The following is a 16997-nucleotide window of genomic DNA, read 5'->3' on the forward strand; positions in this document are numbered from 1 at the left end:
GGAGTTTGAGGAAACAAGAAGATTTTTATTTTTAAAATATTCTTTATTAATTTATTGTTTGTTTTAGCGTTATGAATTACTTGATAATTAGTTTCTTAATTTTATTTAGCTAAAATTCAATGGTTTTGGTGTAGGCTAACTAAGGGAGTTAAGGTTGTTTTTGTCTTTTTACCTGTTTTAAAGGTTTTTTGCTAATATTTTTTAGTTATATTTTTGATATATTTAGTTGGTTATAATAATCTTATTGTTAGATGTTTAATTATTTGTTTGCTAATTTTGTGTTGTTTGTTTTTTAGCTTGTTTTTAGCTTGTTTTTTCTCTTTTGAACTCCTGTTTTCGGACTAATGCTGAAAAAGATGGTAAGGGGATTTAGCGGATGGAAATAATGGAAATTAACGTATCTGAGTGGAGGTTTTATTTAGAGTAAGGGTATTGGGAAAGGAAAATGTAAGCAGCAAGGTATTATGCGTTGCTGCTACATTTGTCACACAGACCTACAGCATTTATAGCTATGGAATGCAGTGCAAAATTATTGGGAAGGGTAATTTTGGGAATGCTGACTTCGTCGAGACAGTACACACTGTTGCAAACCGAACAGATAAAATGTATGTGCTGGTCGTGGTGGTGGTGGGCTGTGCATTTGGTTGAACAGATGGCGTAGGTTGCTGTGCCGTTAAGATCAAAAACCTTGTGCAGAATTCCCTTCTCATCGAAGCTTCCAAGGATACGGTAGAGGGTTACTCTATCGATATCTTTGCCTACAATTTTCTCTAACTCGGGTTGGGATATGGCAGACTTTTTTTCGGAAATAATTTCTAAAACGCGTAGACGTGGTTGGGTTATTTTAAGTTTATTTCTTCTTAAAATGTCCACAAATTCTTCGTTGATTGTAATGTCTTTTACCTGTTTTTTTTCAATACTCATTTTGCCTGTCTTGGTATGTGTTTTTTCGTTTGGTTCAATGGCTGTCTTAAAGAGTAAACTCAATTTTTTTTTTTCTGAAAGTGTATGTTTTATTGATTCGACTCGACTCTTCAAGGCATCAATGAGCTCTCTTCGCTCGGTTTAATGGCCATCAAGAACTTTCATGTCTGTTGGCGATTTGCCAGCTGGCGGATCATGAAAGTTTTCTCAACGTCATTCCGATTGAAGCGAGGCGGAATCTAAGAGTTAGAGTTTCTAGATTTGCTTCTCAGAGCTCTTTGAGGTTTCTCGACTACACTTCGTTTCGCTCAAAATGACGATGTTGGGTCACAATTGGAACAATACCTATTATTTGCCAGAAGCCTTAGCATGGTCTGCTAAAAATTGGGCAAGACCGCTATCTGTTAATGGGTGTTTCAAAAGTGCTGTGATCGCCGATAATGGGCCAGTCATGACGTCAGCTCCGATCTTAGCACAGCCTAGTATATGTGCGCTATGACGTACCGATGCCGCTAAGATTTGTGTAGTGAAACCATAGTTGTCATAAATTAATCTTATCTCTTCGATCAAGCCCAGTCCATCGACAGAAATGTCGTCGAGACGCCCGATAAATGGGGATACGTAAGTTGCTCCTGCTTTAGCCGCCAATAAAGCCTGACCAGCAGAGAATACCAGTGTACAGTTTGTTTTGATACCTTTCTTGCTGAAGTATTTGATGGCTTTAATACCATCTTTGATCATAGGCACTTTGACAACAATTTTGCTATCTAAAGCTGCAAGAGCCTCGCCTTCTTTAATCATGCCTTCGTAATCGGTAGAAATAACCTCTGCGCTGACGTCGCCGTCCACGATGTCGCAGATTGCTTTGTAGTGATTGATTACGTTCTCGTCTCCACTGATTCCTTCTTTAGCCATTAAGCTTGGATTAGTCGTTACACCGTCTAATACACCTAGATCTTGTGCTTCTTTAATCTGTGCTAAATTAGCCGTGTCTATAAAAAATTTCATGTTTTTGATTGATTATTGTTTACAAATTATTGTCAGTGTCTAAAAACGATCTCTTGTTTTAGCTGTTACAAAGGTAGTTAATTCTTTAGAGTTTTTTGAGAAGACTACGTTTTCTCAAGGTCATAATGTCTCACGAATTAGGTTTCACTCCATCGATTTAAGTATATTGTTCATATGGATATTTTCAGGTCGCTTCACTACCCCAATTTTAGGCTACATACTATAGGTCAGTCTATTTCTCTGTTGGGCACCTGGATGCAACGTATAGCCATAAGCTGGTTGGTTTATAAGCTCACAGATTCTGTATTTTGGCTGGGATTTGTCTCTTTTATTTCGTTGTCACCTTCCTTGCTGTTTTCTCTTTTCATCGGAAGCTTTGTGGATGTACGTTCTAAGTACAAGCTGGTCGTTGTTACTCAGGTGCTTTTAATGATACAGGCTGCCTTACTCACCACCGTAGTTTATATCGATTGGGTGTCTGTGTATTGGCTTTGTGTATTGGGTTTTGCACAAGGCGTTATCAATGCTTTTGATGTGGTGTCCAGGCAGGCCTTGTTGGTTTCCTTGGTAGATCACAAAAAAGATTTGCCCAATGCCATTGCGCTTAATTCCTCTGTTTTTAATGCAGCACGAATGGTAGGACCGGCTATCGGAGGGATTCTTTTGAGTACATATGGTGAGTTGATTTGTTTCTTTATTAATTTCTTAAGTTTTATTCCAGTCCTATTTACCTTGTCTTTAATGCGCATTGAAGAATCTTATTTCCCCCACACAAAGCAATTGTCCAATTGGCAGGGAATGAAAGATGGGTTTGATTATTTAAAGCGCTCTCCGCATATAGCGTCGCTTATCATAATAATGGTTTGTTCTAGTTTTTTGGTGATTCCTTACACCTCTTTATTACCCGCTGTCGCTAAAGATCTGTTTGCCGGTGACGAACGTACTTTTTCTTGGTTTGAAAGCGCTGCAGGGTTAGGAGCTATGATTGGAGCAATTAATATGGCTCGGTTGAAATCTGGTGAAAATCTGCGTTATCGGGTCTTATTTTCTGCTTTGATCATGGGGATTGCTCTTTTATTACTCGCTTATGCGCATTATCTGGTTTCCGCATTGCTATTTACTGTTGCTGTATCTTTTGCGATGATGATGCAGAATTCGAGTATCAATACCTATATTCAGACACATGCCATTCCCACATATCGAGCGCGAATTATGTCTTATTATGTTATGGCATTTCAAGGGGTTTTTCCTATCGGAAGTCTTCTTATAGGTGCCGTTGCAGAAGGCGTGGGAATTAAATATACCTTGTATTTAATGGGAGCTGCAGGAGTTATGATAGCACTGGGCTTTTATATCTATCTCCGGCAGCATATACATAGACGTCTGTTTAAATTTCCTCTTCCGCTACCCAAAGGCCGTCATTCTTGATGATTTCTATCAGCTCGTCAAGAGCATTGACCGAACTGACGTTTTTCTTGACAACTTCTTTACTTCTATACAGCGTTATTTTGTCCGGTCCCGCGCCTACATATCCGTAGTCGGCATCGGCCATTTCTCCTGGGCCATTAACGATGCAACCCATGATGGCTATCTTGAGGCCTTTGAGGTGGTTTGTTCTGCTGCGAATCATTTGGGTAGTTTCCTGCAGATCAAAAAGGGTACGACCACAACTAGGGCAGGAGATATACTCTGTCTTAGAAATTCGTGATCGTGTGGCTTGAAGTATGCCAAATGAAATAGAAGATAATTTATCTGTAGGAACGGATTTGGCATCAATCCAGATACCGGAACCTAACCCGTCTACCAATAAAGCTCCAAAATCGGTAGCTGCATACAGCTGCAATTTAGAGATGGGTTCTTCGGGATTCATAACGTCACCAATCGGACCAGAAAAATCTGCGGTAGCATAGCTGCGTTGTAGGATAATCGGAGTATCAATACCTATTTCCTGTAAGTTTGCGAAAAACTGACGTTGATCTGCCATCCCATGTAGATGGCTAGTCTCCAGTAGAAAAACAATACTATCGTCTAATTGCAGTAATTCGAAATGTGTTGACTGCAAGAGTTCGTTGCTGATCCGTATGATATTTAACACCGGATCTTTGGAGCCAGCTGCGTTAAATTCTTCTAGGGTGAATATCGGGTGAACGTTTGTTCTGTTTGTCAGTTGGCGCCAAGTAGGGTAGTTGTATAACTGCTTCAGGTTGCCTGGCATCGTAAATGAGGGCAGCTGGTCGCCCAGGTATACGAAATCTACAGACTGATCGCCCATATGGTATTTGTCGTTGATGAGATCGTATCGGTAACCTACATCCGACAAGATAAAAGGGTCTTTTAGGTTTTTGTCCGAAATATCTACGATAATACGTGGAACCAAAGATCCTCCTACGAATGTGTTGACTTCTTTTGAGGTGTAAGGAATAGTTTCCGTAGCAGCAGAGAAGACAAGAATTGGGTGTTGTTCTTGTGCCTTTATTTCTTGTTCTCTTTTCGAATAGCGATTTACTAAAGCAATTGCTACCGGTGCTTCTTTTTCGGGTTCTTCTGTCAATGATACGCGTACGGTATCGCCCAATCCATCTTCTAGGAGAGTGCCTATGCCGACAGCAGACTTGATACGCCCATCTTCGCCATCACCGGCTTCAGTGACGCCCAAATGTAAAGGATAATTCATTCCCTCGGCTACCATTCGCTCGACAAGTAAACGGTAGGCCTGTACCATGACCTGTGGATTGGAAGATTTCATGGATACGACAAGATTGTAATAATTCAAATCTTCGCATATACGCATAAATTCCATAGCAGACTCGACCATGCCCTCCGGGGTATCACCATAACGACTCATTATCCGGTCTGATAGTGATCCGTGGTTGGTGCCGATACGCATTGCTGTACCGTATTCCTTACAGATACGGACTAGTGGAGCAAATTTTTTGTGTATCCGTTCCAGTTCAGCCTGATAGGCTGTATCCGTGTAGTCAATTTGATCAAATTTTTTCTTGTCGGCGTAGTTGCCTGGATTGACCCGTACCTTTTCGACAATGCGAGCCGCTACTTCGGCTGCATTGGGGGTGAAATGTATGTCGGCTACCAGAGGAACTTGATAGCCTCGTGCCCGAAGTTCACGTTTGATGTTTGCTAAATTTTCGGCTTCTTTGATGCTCGGAGCAGTGATGCGTACATATTCACAGCCTGCATCTACCATTCGGATGGTTTGCTCCACAGAACCTAATGTATCCATCGTATCGATGGTAGTCATGCTCTGTATGCGGATCGGGTTGTCCCCGCCCATAGGAATGTCACCTATATTTACTTCTCTCGTTTTGAATCGTGAATATTCGAGTTTCGAATTGCAATAACCTCCCGGTAATATCAACTTTGTGTTTGCCTTCATCGTAAGGACAAAGTTAGGTATTTGTAGGGTTAATATCTACTTATGTTTAGAGAATTAGCAGCGCCGGTAATCTTGATCAGGTACTTCTTTTCGGCGGTGTCGTAATTTTCGGTTTGTTGGGCATTTTCTTTTTTGTGAAAGCCCTCGAATTTTTTAGAAGTTAGAATGCTTTCCATTTCTAATCTACAAGCAGCATCTTTTGGAATACTTATTTTACAACTAGAAGCCGCGCTATTTATTTCGATTACCGATGTCTTGGTTTGCGGTAAGCCAAATGTCATGTTTATGGATGCCGCCCCTGCGTTGATTTCCATCTTATCCACTTTATGATTCCTAAAATCACCTGTAAAGCTTGCTGCACCCATATTGATGGATAAATCCCAGATAGGCGAGCTGTGGAGACCTAGATGTATTTTGTTATTGTTATTATTATTGTGTTTTACGACAGAATTAAGTTCTAATTCGGGGGAGAGGCTATCTCCTCTAGTTACTAATTTTAAACCAATATTCCCATTTGGAGTAGATGCCTCCAGTAGTTGGGAAGAAGGGACTGTGTCTAAGATGGTGGCTGATGCACCTACGTTAAACTCTAATGAAGCTGTTTCTGTGCCCTTGATAAAGGGCGTATTTATAGATGAATTCGTTCCAATAGTATCGCTGTTGGTACTGTAATTGATTTTATCTCCTAAGTTAAAGCGTTCTGTAGAGGTCAGTCCTTTATAGCCTAAGAAAATACATAATACAATATTGATCACGCTGAGAATCAATGTTCCATAGGGACGCTGTTGGAAAATCAGGTTAGCTCCAAGTGCTATTACTAATAGCGGCCAATAAGGAAGAATAGCCCAGAAATTAAAGTTAATCACATCAAAATTATGAAGTAGAGCTATGATCCCAAAAAATATAAACCATATGCCTGTTGAAATTTTCCCTTTCATATCGTGAATAAATATAGTATTTAACTTTGTTATTTGCTACAAATGTACTGTGCTATTTCCAACTTTACCCATAGAATCAGGCTATCGATTTAGAAAAATCGGTAAATCAAAAGGTTTTGTCGGTGAATGGAATGACCGGTTGAATAAATTAGGATAAAAGAAATGAACTTTTTTGCTATTAATATGTATTTTAGCATAAATAGTAAACAGCAACATATGTTTTTTTATCATTTTGGAGAGTATGTACTTTTGCTAAAGAAGGTGTTTAAAAGACCTGAAAAGTGGAAGATTTATTGGCGGGAGACTCTACACGAGATGAACGAGATTGGAGTTGGCTCAGTGGGACTGATCGTTATCATTTCTACTTTTATCGGTGCGGTAATGACGATGCAGATTGCATTTCAGTTGGTGTCCGATTTGATTCCGAGCTCAGTCATCGGTCAGATTAATAGGGATTCTAATATTTTGGAGTTAGGCCCTACGATATCAGCATTGGTTTTGATGGGTAAAGTGGGATCTTCAATATCTTCTCAAATCGGATCTATGCGGGTCACCGAACAGATTGATGCTTTGGAGATCATGGGGATTAATGCGGCGGGATACCTCATATTACCGAAATTGATTGCCGGTGTTGTTATGGTCCCAGTTTTGGTTACTGTAGCTATTTTTTGTGCTATCGTCGGCGGGCTTTTGGGAGGTGCGCTAACCGGTGCAGTGACTGCTAATGAATATATCATGGGGATTCAGGGGGGATTCAATGGATTCACTATTGTAGTGGCTATGGTAAAAGCTTTTTTTTACGGTTTTATCATTACGACAGTGCCTGCTCATAAAGGATTTCACGTGCGTGGCGGTGCATTAGAAGTTGGACAAGCAGGAACACACGCAGTCGTCATCGGTTGTATCGCAATATTGGCAAGCGATTATATCATTACTGCGTTGATGCTTTAAGAATTCGCGATGATGCAAATACGCAGATTCGCAAATTTGCGAATAGGCAAGTTCAATAAGAAAAATATGATTGAAATTCAGAATATTCATAAAGCATTTGGTGATAATGTGGTGTTGAAGGGGATAGATGCGGTTTTTGAACCGGGTAAGGTGAGCCTCATTATTGGAGGCTCGGGTTCGGGCAAGAGTACATTGTTGAAATGTATTGTCGGATTGCATACGCCGGAGCAGGGGAAGGTTTTTTTTGATAAGGAAGAATTTACAGCGATGGACTTTGAGGAGAAAGTGCCGATAAGAAAGGAGATCGGAATGCTTTTTCAGAATTCGGCGCTTTTTGATTCTATGACTGTCGAACAGAATATCATATTTACGTTAGATATGTTTTCGGATATGAGTAGGGCGGAAAAGGTAGACCGTGCTAATTTTTGTTTGGAACGTGTCAACTTGGCGGGTAAAAATAGGCTTTATCCAGCTGAGCTTTCGGGCGGCATGAAAAAGAGGGTGGGGATAGCCCGGGCGATCAGTATGAGTCCGAAATACCTTTTTTGTGATGAGCCCAACTCTGGGTTAGATCCTGCAACAGCGATATTAATTGATGAATTGATCCAGGAGCTTACCCAAGAGTATGACTGTACCACTATTGTTGTGACGCACGATATGAACTCTGTCATGGGAATCGGTCAGTATATTCTATTTTTGCATCAAGGGCAGAAGTTTTGGGAAGGATCGAGTCAGGACATGTTAAATTCGACAACCAAGGAGCTAAATGATTTTGTCTTTGCGAGTCCTTTAATGAAGGCTGCAAGAGAGGTCATAAAATAATGGGACTTTTGTTTACCTTTGCTCCAAATTAAATATTAGTATTTTGTCTACAACTACGAACATACAATTATTAACACCGCAGCACTGGAAAGATTACGAGTTGGTTGATTGCGGTGATTTCGAAAAATTAGAACGTTTTGGTGATTTGCTCTTGATTCGCCCTGAACCACAGGCTGTTTGGCCTAAGGTATTAGGCGATTCGGAATGGAATAAAACGCACCACATAAAGTTTAAAGGTAGGTCTGCAACCAGTGGAGAGTGGATGAAAAAGAATCCCAAAATAGCTGATCGCTGGCATATCAGCTACAAGAATAATGATGTTGCGATCAAGTTTCGATTGGGGTTGACTTCATTCAAACATGTAGGGATATTTCCGGAACAGGCCGTAAATTGGGATTATATTTCGGAAAGTGTAAAGTCATTCAAAACACCCAACCCCAAAGTGTTGAACCTTTTCGCCTACACAGGTGGAGCTTCTTTAATCGCGAGAGCGGCCGGTGCTGATACGACACACGTCGATTCTATCAAACAGGTCGTAACCTGGGCCAATGAAAATCAAGAGCTTTCCGGTGTTTCGGATATTCGCTGGGTAGTGGAAGACGCTTTGAAATTTGTTAAAAGAGAATTAAAGCGTGGGAATAAATACAATGGTATTATATTGGATCCGCCTGCTTATGGGCATGGACCTAAAGGGGAAAAATGGAAGTTAGAAGATCACATTATGGAGATGATGCGTGATGTGGTTCAGCTTTTGGATCCGGAAGAGCATTTTCTAATCTTGAATACCTATTCCTTGGGCTTTTCTTCGGTTATCGTGGAGAATCTGATTAGGGCGTCTTTTCCGAAGGTGGAAAACTTGGAGATAGGAGAACTGTATCTGCAGGCGACAGCAGGTCCTAAACTGCCTCTCGGTGTGTTTGGGAAATTCAGGAAATTTAAATAAAAGAAAGAGGCAATTAAAAACTGCCTCTTTCTTTTTTACAATGCCGTTAGTTTTATTTGTCCATCGACCAATTGTTGGGTGAAGGTGTTTCGTTGGGCCAGGTCTGTTGGGAAAAGCTGCTCTGCTATTTTGTTATAATAGGCAATACCCGAGTTTAGTTCTTTCTTAAATCGAGCAGCAAACTTTTCTTTTTTATCATCCATGCGCAACTCGTTATCCCGCAGGTATTGCTCGAGGTATTCGATGTAGAGATTCAACTCGTTGATGAATAAAGATGGCCTATCCGAACTGGCCAACAGATTCTTACGCCCGTAGATATGATCCACCATATCCTGTAGGCTGTAGATACTGTTGAAGTAAGCGGTGTTTGGACCCGGGCAGATAGCTACGGCATCATCTTCTTTTTTTTGTAATATATCATATTTTAGGTAGGCTGAAGTGGCTAGCCCTTCACAAAGGCATGTTTTTTCGGTGATTTCTTCTAGTTTTTTTTGGTAATCGGAGGTTTCTCCTTCAAAGATTTCCAGTTCTTTTAATTTGGTATATTGGTAGATGCGTGATGCGGTACAGATCGGTTCATCTGAATATTCTGCATTTGAGATCAGGTATTTCTTGGTGCAGGGAGCGCCTGGACGTCCTTTCTGTATGCGTTGTAGTCTGTTTAATTCAGCTGAGCTTTTTTTGAAATTGTTAAACGGTACTCCTAATGGTGATGCCCCGCTGGTATAAAAATCTTCTTTCTGGGCAGAGGCTAGTGCCTGTAAAGTCTGATCGTCTACTGTTGTCGCTTCGGGAACTAAAAGGAATGGAGATCCCCAGCCCGTAGCGGCTAATCCATAATGACTCAATAAAAAGCTTTGTTCGGCAGCTGTTCCTATTCCCCCTTGCGCCGTGATACGTATCTGAGGATAGTTATCGAGTACATGACCTTTTGCCTTTAAGCTATCGGCGTAGATACTGCTTAGTTCGAGCTGTAACGCCGGGCCGTTTGTTTTGAATTCCTCAAGTATAGGGCCTAACAGAAGCCCTTCGGTGGCAAAAGCATGACCTCCGCAGTTAAGTCCAGATTCGACGCGGAATTCCGAAACCCATACGCCCTTTTTTGCTAGAAATTTAGCTTGTATAAGAGCAGACCGATAATCCGATACTTTTAGAATGACTCGTTTCTGAAACTCTCCTTTTTTGTTTGGAATGAATTGCGGTAATTCGCCTAGATAACTGTATAGTCTGGGGTTCATACCCGCAGAAAGGACCAGACCGCCCTGAAGATTGCTCATGGCAAATCCGCGTAATGCAGCACTCGCATCGGAATATAGATGATCTAGAACATTTCCTGCCGCGTCTATATTGATTTTATCAACCTTGGACATAATATTGACATTAATATCTCCCGGTTGTACGTTCATCATTAAAGTCGCTTTAAGGTGAGCTTTCTTGTTGGGTTCTATCTCTTGGAGGTAGTCACTATATATCTTTTTGACACTTGAGGTCTCTGGGAGGAGCTCGAAATACTTTTGCAGATCTGTACTGTGATCCAGATCTGCAGTGCGAAGTTGCTGTATCTGTTTTTTCACGATCTCCTGTACGAGGTCAAGATAGGCTGTTATTCGTAGTGAACGACTGTCTGTAGCTTTGGGGCCAATAGGGATGTAGGGTAGAAAATGTTTTTTTGCGTAGTATTCTCGCATACGCTCGACGAGCTCGTCGTCTACGATAGACATGACAGAAGCTATACCGAATTGAGCGACTTTAAGCGGACTATCTATAGAAAAAGCTAGACCAAGTACAGGGATATGAAAAGTGTGTTCCATTGCGATCTTTTGATATGCAAAGAGCCATAAAATTGGTGGAATAAAAAATGTTGCACACCATTAAAAAAGGTGTAATTTATCACTTTTAGCGACTTTGACTTATTTTTACGAGAAGTAAACTGTTCATCGAATCGATCGGAAGGTTCTATGCCAAGGAGATAGCGTCTATTCGTTGTCGGGTAAAGAGGAAGAGTAGGGTAGCGCTGAAAATGGGAAATATACCTGCAGAAAATGTGATTTCTGCAGGTAAGTATATGTTTTTAGCCTGCTTTTTGTGCGAGCTCAGCTTCAAGATCAATTTCAACACGGAGATTGTCTACAATATGGCGTTGTCTATCCGGTGTGTTTTTGCCCATATAATACTCTAATAGCTGTTGTAGTCTATTGTCTTTTGAAAGTATTACAGGTTCCAAACGCATGTCTTCTCCAATGAATAAACCAAATTCGGAGGGAGATATTTCACCAAGACCTTTGAATCGCGTGATTTCAGGTTTATTACCTAATTTAGCAATGGCACGTTGACGCTCCTCATCCGAGTAGCAATAGATAGTTTCTTTTTTATTACGGACCCTGAATAAGGGTGTTTGTAAAATAGAAACGTGGCCCGCTTTAACCAAGTCTGGAAAAAATTGAAGGAAGAAAGTCATCAATAACAAGCGTATGTGCATACCGTCGACATCGGCATCTGTCGCTATCACAATATTGTTATAACGGAGACCGTCTAAACCGTCTTCAATATTTAAAGCGTGTTGCAGTAGATTGAACTCTTCATTTTCGTAAACGATCTTTTTGGTCAATCCATAACTATTTAATGGTTTTCCTTTGAGACTGAATACGGCCTGTGTCTGTACGTCACGTGATTTGGTGATAGAACCGGAAGCTGAGTCTCCCTCGGTGATGAATAGCGTAGTTTCTAGGTTTCTCTCACTTTTGTCGCCGAAGTGTAATTTGCAGTCGCGAAGTTTTCTGTTGTGTACAGAAGCTTTTTTTGCCCGTTCGTTGGCTAGTTTTTTGATTCCGGCGATATCTTTGCGTTCACGCTCTGATTGCATAATCCGCTTTAATAAGGCATCTGCCGTGGTTGAATCTTTGTGTAGGTAATCGTCTAATGCTTTCTTAACGAAGTCATTGATAAAAGTCCGTACTGTAGGACCCTCAGGACCTATACTTTGCGAGCCTAGTTTTGTTTTGGTCTGTGACTCAAAGACAGGTTCCTGTACTTTGATCGCGATAGCTCCAATGATAGAGGCCCGGATGTCTGAAGCGTCAAACTCTTTTTTGTAGAATTCACGAACTGTCTTTACCAAAGCTTCACGAAATGCCGCTTGGTGCGTTCCTCCTTGTGTGGTATGCTGTCCGTTGACAAATGAGTAGTATTCTTCGCCATACTGTTGACCGTGGGTCATTGCGATCTCGATATCTTCTCCTTTGAGGTGAATAATCGGATAGCGCATGCTTTCGGTGTCCACGTTACGTTCAAGAAGATCTTTTAGTCCATTCTCTGAAATGAATTTCTGCCCGTTGAAGTTAATGGTAAGTCCCGAGTTGAGGAAAACATAATTCCAGATCATGTTTTCAACAAATTCTACTCGGTACTTATAATGTTTGAATATACTTTCGTCGGGGTAGAAAGTTACCGCAGTACCATTTCGCTGTGTAGTTTCTTTTTGTTCGTCTTCCATGAGTTCACCTTTTGCAAATTGCGCAATGCGGGTGACACCTTGTCGGTAGGATTGAACCGTGAAGTTTGCCGAAAGAGCGTTGACGGCTTTCGTACCGACTCCATTCAGACCAACGGACTTTTGGAATGCTTTACTGTCGTACTTACCTCCTGTATTTATTTTTGAAACGACATCCACCACAGATCCGATAGGGATCCCGCGGCCATAATCCCGTACCGATACCTTATTCTCATTGACTGTGATATCGATGGTTTTTCCTGCTCCCATCACAAACTCATCGATGGAATTGTCTACCACTTCTTTCAATAAAACATAAATGCCGTCGTCATAGGCAGAACCATCTCCCAACTTACCGATGTACATACCAGGCCGTAATCTGATATGTTCTTTCCAGTCGAGGGATCGTATACTATCTTCGTTATATGTAGTCATGTACCGTAAAATATGAAGTATGTACAAACTTAGATAAAATGCTTTGGATTCACGAATGCCGCAAGCAAAAAATAGCCGCTAAAATCGGTAACCAATGGAAATTGCAGACGTGATTCCGATGTTTGCGCCTTTAGGTTTTAGCTCGACACTATTTTCCGAAACGGTATGGGGAAAGGAATAAAAAGGCAAGTCATCCAATTTTTGAAGTGACTTTCGGATCTCTTCTTGTAAGTCCTTCGGTAGCGCTTCGGTTGATGTTACAGATCCTTTGCCAAAAAGGAAACCATAATGGGTGCCGATGATTTTCCAGTCTAGGTAAAGTGATTTAAGGATCTGGAATTGTAGTCCCACTGCTATACCAGCGCTTAATGTGTTAATATTTCCCGAAATTGGGACTTCAATAGGAATAAGCGTTGAGGTTGCTGTATTTACGACGTTGGAGTTGTAGAATAAAGTGCTACTGGTTTGGTAGCGAGAATATTTGATATAAGGAGAGGTGTAAAAACGGGTGAATACGTCTCGATCTCCAAAATAAAACCGAGCTTGGGGAATTATTGAAAACTGATTAAAACGCGTTTCTTCGACGCTTTTCTTAGCGTTTTCATTGGTAATTTTGTCTATTATAGAACCTTTTAAAGGTAGATCCCGTTTGGGGGTGAAAGATACATCTACGCCGATACTGATGTTGGGCCTGAATGAACGTTCGTATTCAAGATTAAACGTCTTTAAGGGAAGGTTTAATAAATTGGTTTTTAAAAGATGATCAGTTCCCTTGTCTCCCCATTTACAATACTTCTGCGCCAAGGTAGGTGAAACCATAGAAATTAATAAACCTAAAAAACAGAACTTTAAGTATCTGTAGGGAAACATAAGACGTGTTTTAAGGTTGTAATAAGATATATGGTTTCACTGCGATGGAATAAGGACTTAATTATCTTCCAAAGTCGTCTTGAACGCGTACGATATCATCTTCGTCGGAAGGACTTTCTGAATCAGTGTGTTGCCATATTTCTGCTATCACACCATATTCGCCTAAGCCTACCAAACGGTGGCGCTCGCCTTGTGCCAAGCGGATGAATTCGCCTTCTTTTAATATTTTTAGTTCATGTTCGCTATCATCCGGACTTGTTACTACGCCGACTTCTCCTCTAATGACTCTCCAGATTTCGGCTCTGCGGTGATGATATTGCCAAGATAGTCTCTTTGAAGGTGCTACAACTAGGATTTTGGGGCTTAACTTGCCAGATATCTTCAGGTCTTTAATGTCTAGACCATCGAAATATTGGTTCGCAAATTGTTGAGCTTGATCTTCGTTGATTACGAAAAATCCTCCCCAAGGCCTGTTTTGGTCAATGTTTTCGATCGTAAAACCAGCATCGGTAATTTTAGTTTCAATCTGGTTGAATAGTTCCGCTTTATCTATATACGTCATGTTTTTTATATTTCTAAAGGTTAAGTTAATACTTCTAGTCGAAAGTACATAAAGTTAATTGTTTTTTTGAGAACTTCAAAACGCTTACTTTTGCAGTATATCATGAAGCAACAATACGATAACGAAAATAAGATCTTTAAGAAAGCGGTAGCATTTGTCAATCAGACAAACCAAAATCTATTTCTTACTGGAAAAGCCGGGACAGGGAAAACCACATTTCTTCGCTACATACGCGACAATTGCTATAAGAAAATGGCGATTACAGCCCCTACAGGGGTAGCGGCAATGAATGCAGGAGGTACTACGCTCCATGCTTTGTTTTGGTTACCCTTTGGTGTTTTTATTGAGGATTATGCTTTAAAATGGGACGAGCAGGACCATAATATTTATAATAAAAGCCGTCTTTTCAGTACGATTAAATTAACTAAACAACGTCGGGCTATCTTACAGGAGCTAGAATTGTTGGTTATTGACGAGGTTTCTATGGTGCGGGCTGATACCTTGGATGCAATAGATGTTATTTTGAAATCTGTACGTCGGGATATGCGGCCTTTTGGGGGAGTTCAGGTACTGTTTATAGGTGACCTCTATCAGTTACCTCCCGTGGTTAAAGATGCCGAATGGCAAGTGTTGCGTGGTCATTATTCCAGTATGTTCTTTTTTGATGCTAAGGTGTTGCGAAATAGTGCCTTGGTTAAGTTGGAGCTGCAGCAGATATATCGTCAACAGGATACAGGGTTTATATCGGTGCTCAACAATATTCGGAATAACCAGTGTACGGCTGCCGATCTGGATTTGTTGAACAGTCATTATCACGATGCGTTCGTGCCGGCACAAGATGACCAGTATATTACCTTGACTTCGCATAACCGTATCGCGGAGCAGATAAATCAAGAAGAACTGGTGAAGCTTGCGGGAAGAATGCATAACATTAAAGCTATTGTCAAAGATGATTTTCAGCAAGGCGCTTTTCCGACAGAGGAGACCTTAGCGCTGAAGGAAGGGGCACAGGTCATGTTTATCAAAAATGACGTGGGTGAAGATCGGAAATATTTTAACGGAAAGATCGGCTTTGTTAAGGAACTGTTGTTGGATAAACATCAAATCGTGGTGGGGTTCAAAGACGGAGGGGAAGATGTGGTGGTAAAGCGAGAAACCTGGGAGAATATAAAATATAAGTACAATAAAGGGGAGGACAAAATAGAAGAGGAGGTTTTGGGTACTTTTTCGCAATATCCATTACGTCTGGCTTGGGCGATTACGATCCATAAAAGTCAGGGGCTTACGTTTGAAAAGGCGATTATCGACGCCGGTACTTCGTTTGCTTCTGGACAGGTCTATGTTGCACTCAGTAGGCTGACTGGTCTAGAAGGGCTGGTGTTGCGGTCAAAAATAGCAGCACATGCGATACGGACAGATTATCAGGTAGTTGATTTTATGAAGCAACTGCTTGATGAAGGAGAAATGGATAAGGTTTTGGTACAGTGTCAACGCGTTTTTTTAGGACAGATTTTACTCCAGAGTTTTCGATGGACTACACTCACGGAGGCTGTTCAGGAATTGAGTGATTCGTTAGCCAATCGTAATATTGATAACAAGCCTGGGGTGGAAGCTTTTATGTTGGGAGTGATGACCGCTGTTAAGCAACAAGAAGGGGTGGCTCATAAATTCGTTACGCAGTTGTATGGTATGCTGGCCAATCCGGAAGATGTTGATTATCAAAAAATATGTGACCGTACATCGTCTGCTGTCCAGTGGTTTTTACCACGTATGGAGTCTGAATTGATCGATGCCACCTTCCAGCATATTGAGGAATGGCAAGTGCGCAAACGTACCAAAAAATATATTCAGGAGTTGAAGGCCCTACTTTTGGATTTTAAAAGAAAATATGAAGTGTTGAAGCATTGTCTGACCATCGCTACAGCTTTGACCAAAGAGGAGGGGATTGAAGATTTGGCTTTGGTGGGGAATATTGTGAAGGATGACACGGTAGCCATCGCCGATGAAGGGGATGGTAAGGAGCTCGATACCAAACAAGTCACCCTGGAAATGTATCTTGACGGATTTGATATAGCCCAGATTGCTGTCAAGCGAGGGATGGTAGAGGGGACTATTTATGGTCATCTGATTCATTATGTAGGTGCAGAAATCGATGCCGAAGATCTTATCTCGAAAGAGAAATTGGATCATATCTTGATGGTGCTAAAGACCAATGAAGGTAAGTCTTCTTCAGAAATTAAAATGATTCTTGGTGATGCGTACGGATACCCGGAGATTAAGATTGGACAGAAGGTTTTAGAGACCTCCGATACCAATCAGGAAGTTGGTGCTGGGAATTGAATTATTTAGGCAGATATAGCACGAATACCAAGCTTTTTATCTAAGTTTGCAGATCAATCTTTAATCATTTGAAAGAAGAAAAGTCTCCTAAGAAAGTAAGTAAGTGGATTGTTTTTACGTCCATGCCCTTTCAGATGGGGGCAACAATTTACTTGTGTTATTTGCTTGGAGATTGGGTTGATGAACGATTTGGAGTTGAAGGAGGGTGGTGGACAAAAGGGTGGACCATGTTTGGAGTGTTAGCTTCGCTGGTGCAGTTCATCCGGCAAGCCAAGAGAATTAGTAAAGATGAATAACCGAACGAAGTGAGCTCATGGCTT

14 protein-coding genes are annotated in these 16997 nt (G+C 41.1%); 6 read left to right on the forward strand and 8 right to left on the reverse strand.

All coding sequences use genetic code 11. The annotated features are described in order from the left end of the window. Window positions 1–462: 462 nt before the first annotated feature. Together G7B18_RS08320 and fsa are read right to left on the reverse strand one after the other, a co-directional pair. Window positions 463–924 carry a Fur family transcriptional regulator gene (locus G7B18_RS08320; RefSeq protein WP_164108643.1) on the reverse strand — a complete coding sequence of 154 codons (462 nt, stop codon included), beginning with the start codon at window positions 922–924 and terminating at the stop codon, window positions 463–465. Between the two features lie 348 nt (window positions 925–1272). After that, window positions 1273–1932: a fructose-6-phosphate aldolase gene (gene fsa / locus G7B18_RS08325; RefSeq protein ID WP_079645082.1), complete on the reverse strand. Its 660-nt coding sequence runs from the start codon at window positions 1930–1932 to the stop codon at window positions 1273–1275. A gap of 174 nt (window positions 1933–2106) precedes the next feature. Here fsa and G7B18_RS08330 point away from each other — a divergent pair, with 174 nt between their 5' ends. Next, window positions 2107–3360: an MFS transporter gene (locus G7B18_RS08330; RefSeq protein WP_164122349.1), complete on the forward strand. Its 1254-nt coding sequence runs from the start codon at window positions 2107–2109 to the stop codon at window positions 3358–3360. On the opposite strand, the gene ispG is transcribed toward G7B18_RS08330, so the two are convergent. Both ispG and G7B18_RS08340 read right to left on the reverse strand, forming a co-directional pair. Beyond that, on the reverse strand, window positions 3320–5326 hold the full coding sequence (gene ispG, locus G7B18_RS08335; protein WP_164108641.1) for a (E)-4-hydroxy-3-methylbut-2-enyl-diphosphate synthase: 2007 nt from the start codon (window positions 5324–5326) through the stop codon (window positions 3320–3322). The two genes, G7B18_RS08330 and ispG, sit on opposite strands and share 41 nt — an antisense overlap. 29 nt (window positions 5327–5355) lie before the next feature. After that, window positions 5356–6264, reverse strand: coding sequence for a LiaI-LiaF-like domain-containing protein (locus tag G7B18_RS08340; protein ID WP_164122350.1), 909 nt, complete (start codon window positions 6262–6264; stop codon window positions 5356–5358). A 216-nt stretch (window positions 6265–6480) separates the two neighbouring features. Between G7B18_RS08340 and G7B18_RS08345 the strand changes: the two genes are divergently transcribed. From G7B18_RS08345 to G7B18_RS08355, 3 genes are all read left to right on the forward strand, one after another. Further along, window positions 6481–7215, forward strand: a complete 735-nt coding sequence (locus tag G7B18_RS08345) for an MlaE family ABC transporter permease (RefSeq protein ID WP_164108639.1) — start codon at window positions 6481–6483, stop codon at window positions 7213–7215. A gap of 66 nt (window positions 7216–7281) precedes the next feature. Next, entirely contained in the window at window positions 7282–8037 is a 756-nt protein-coding gene (locus G7B18_RS08350; protein WP_164109061.1) for an ABC transporter ATP-binding protein, read from the forward strand. Window positions 8038–8080: 43 nt separating this feature from the next. Further along, window positions 8081–8980 carry a class I SAM-dependent methyltransferase gene (locus tag G7B18_RS08355; protein ID WP_164108638.1) on the forward strand — a complete coding sequence of 300 codons (900 nt, stop codon included), beginning with the start codon at window positions 8081–8083 and terminating at the stop codon, window positions 8978–8980. Between the two features lie 35 nt (window positions 8981–9015). On the opposite strand, the gene G7B18_RS08360 is transcribed toward G7B18_RS08355, so the two are convergent. From G7B18_RS08360 to G7B18_RS08375, 4 genes are all read right to left on the reverse strand, one after another. Further along, window positions 9016–10791 carry a hypothetical protein gene (locus tag G7B18_RS08360; protein ID WP_164122351.1) on the reverse strand — a complete coding sequence of 592 codons (1776 nt, stop codon included), beginning with the start codon at window positions 10789–10791 and terminating at the stop codon, window positions 9016–9018. Window positions 10792–11051: 260 nt separating this feature from the next. Next, window positions 11052–12905 (reverse strand): DNA topoisomerase IV subunit B, encoded by a 1854-nt coding sequence (locus tag G7B18_RS08365; protein WP_164108636.1) that lies wholly within the window; start codon window positions 12903–12905, stop codon window positions 11052–11054. 78 nt (window positions 12906–12983) lie between these two features. Next, a complete protein-coding gene (locus G7B18_RS08370) occupies window positions 12984–13775 on the reverse strand; it encodes a DUF3575 domain-containing protein (RefSeq protein WP_164122352.1) in 792 nt (263 codons plus the stop codon). A 61-nt stretch (window positions 13776–13836) separates the two neighbouring features. Beyond that, entirely contained in the window at window positions 13837–14337 is a 501-nt protein-coding gene (locus tag G7B18_RS08375; protein ID WP_164108634.1) for a phosphoheptose isomerase, read from the reverse strand. Between the two features lie 102 nt (window positions 14338–14439). Here G7B18_RS08375 and G7B18_RS08380 point away from each other — a divergent pair, with 102 nt between their 5' ends. Next, complete coding sequence (locus tag G7B18_RS08380) at window positions 14440–16677, forward strand: helix-turn-helix domain-containing protein (protein WP_164108633.1); 2238 nt, start codon at window positions 14440–14442, stop codon at window positions 16675–16677. Between the two features lie 68 nt (window positions 16678–16745). Continuing rightward, a complete protein-coding gene (locus G7B18_RS08385) occupies window positions 16746–16973 on the forward strand; it encodes an AtpZ/AtpI family protein (protein WP_164108632.1) in 228 nt (75 codons plus the stop codon). The last annotated feature ends 24 nt before the right edge of the window (window positions 16974–16997 follow it).

Origin of the sequence: Sphingobacterium sp. xlx-130 (assembly GCF_011007405.1) — a bacterium.
Classification (GTDB): Bacteria; Bacteroidota; Bacteroidia; order Sphingobacteriales; family Sphingobacteriaceae; genus Sphingobacterium; species Sphingobacterium luzhongxinii.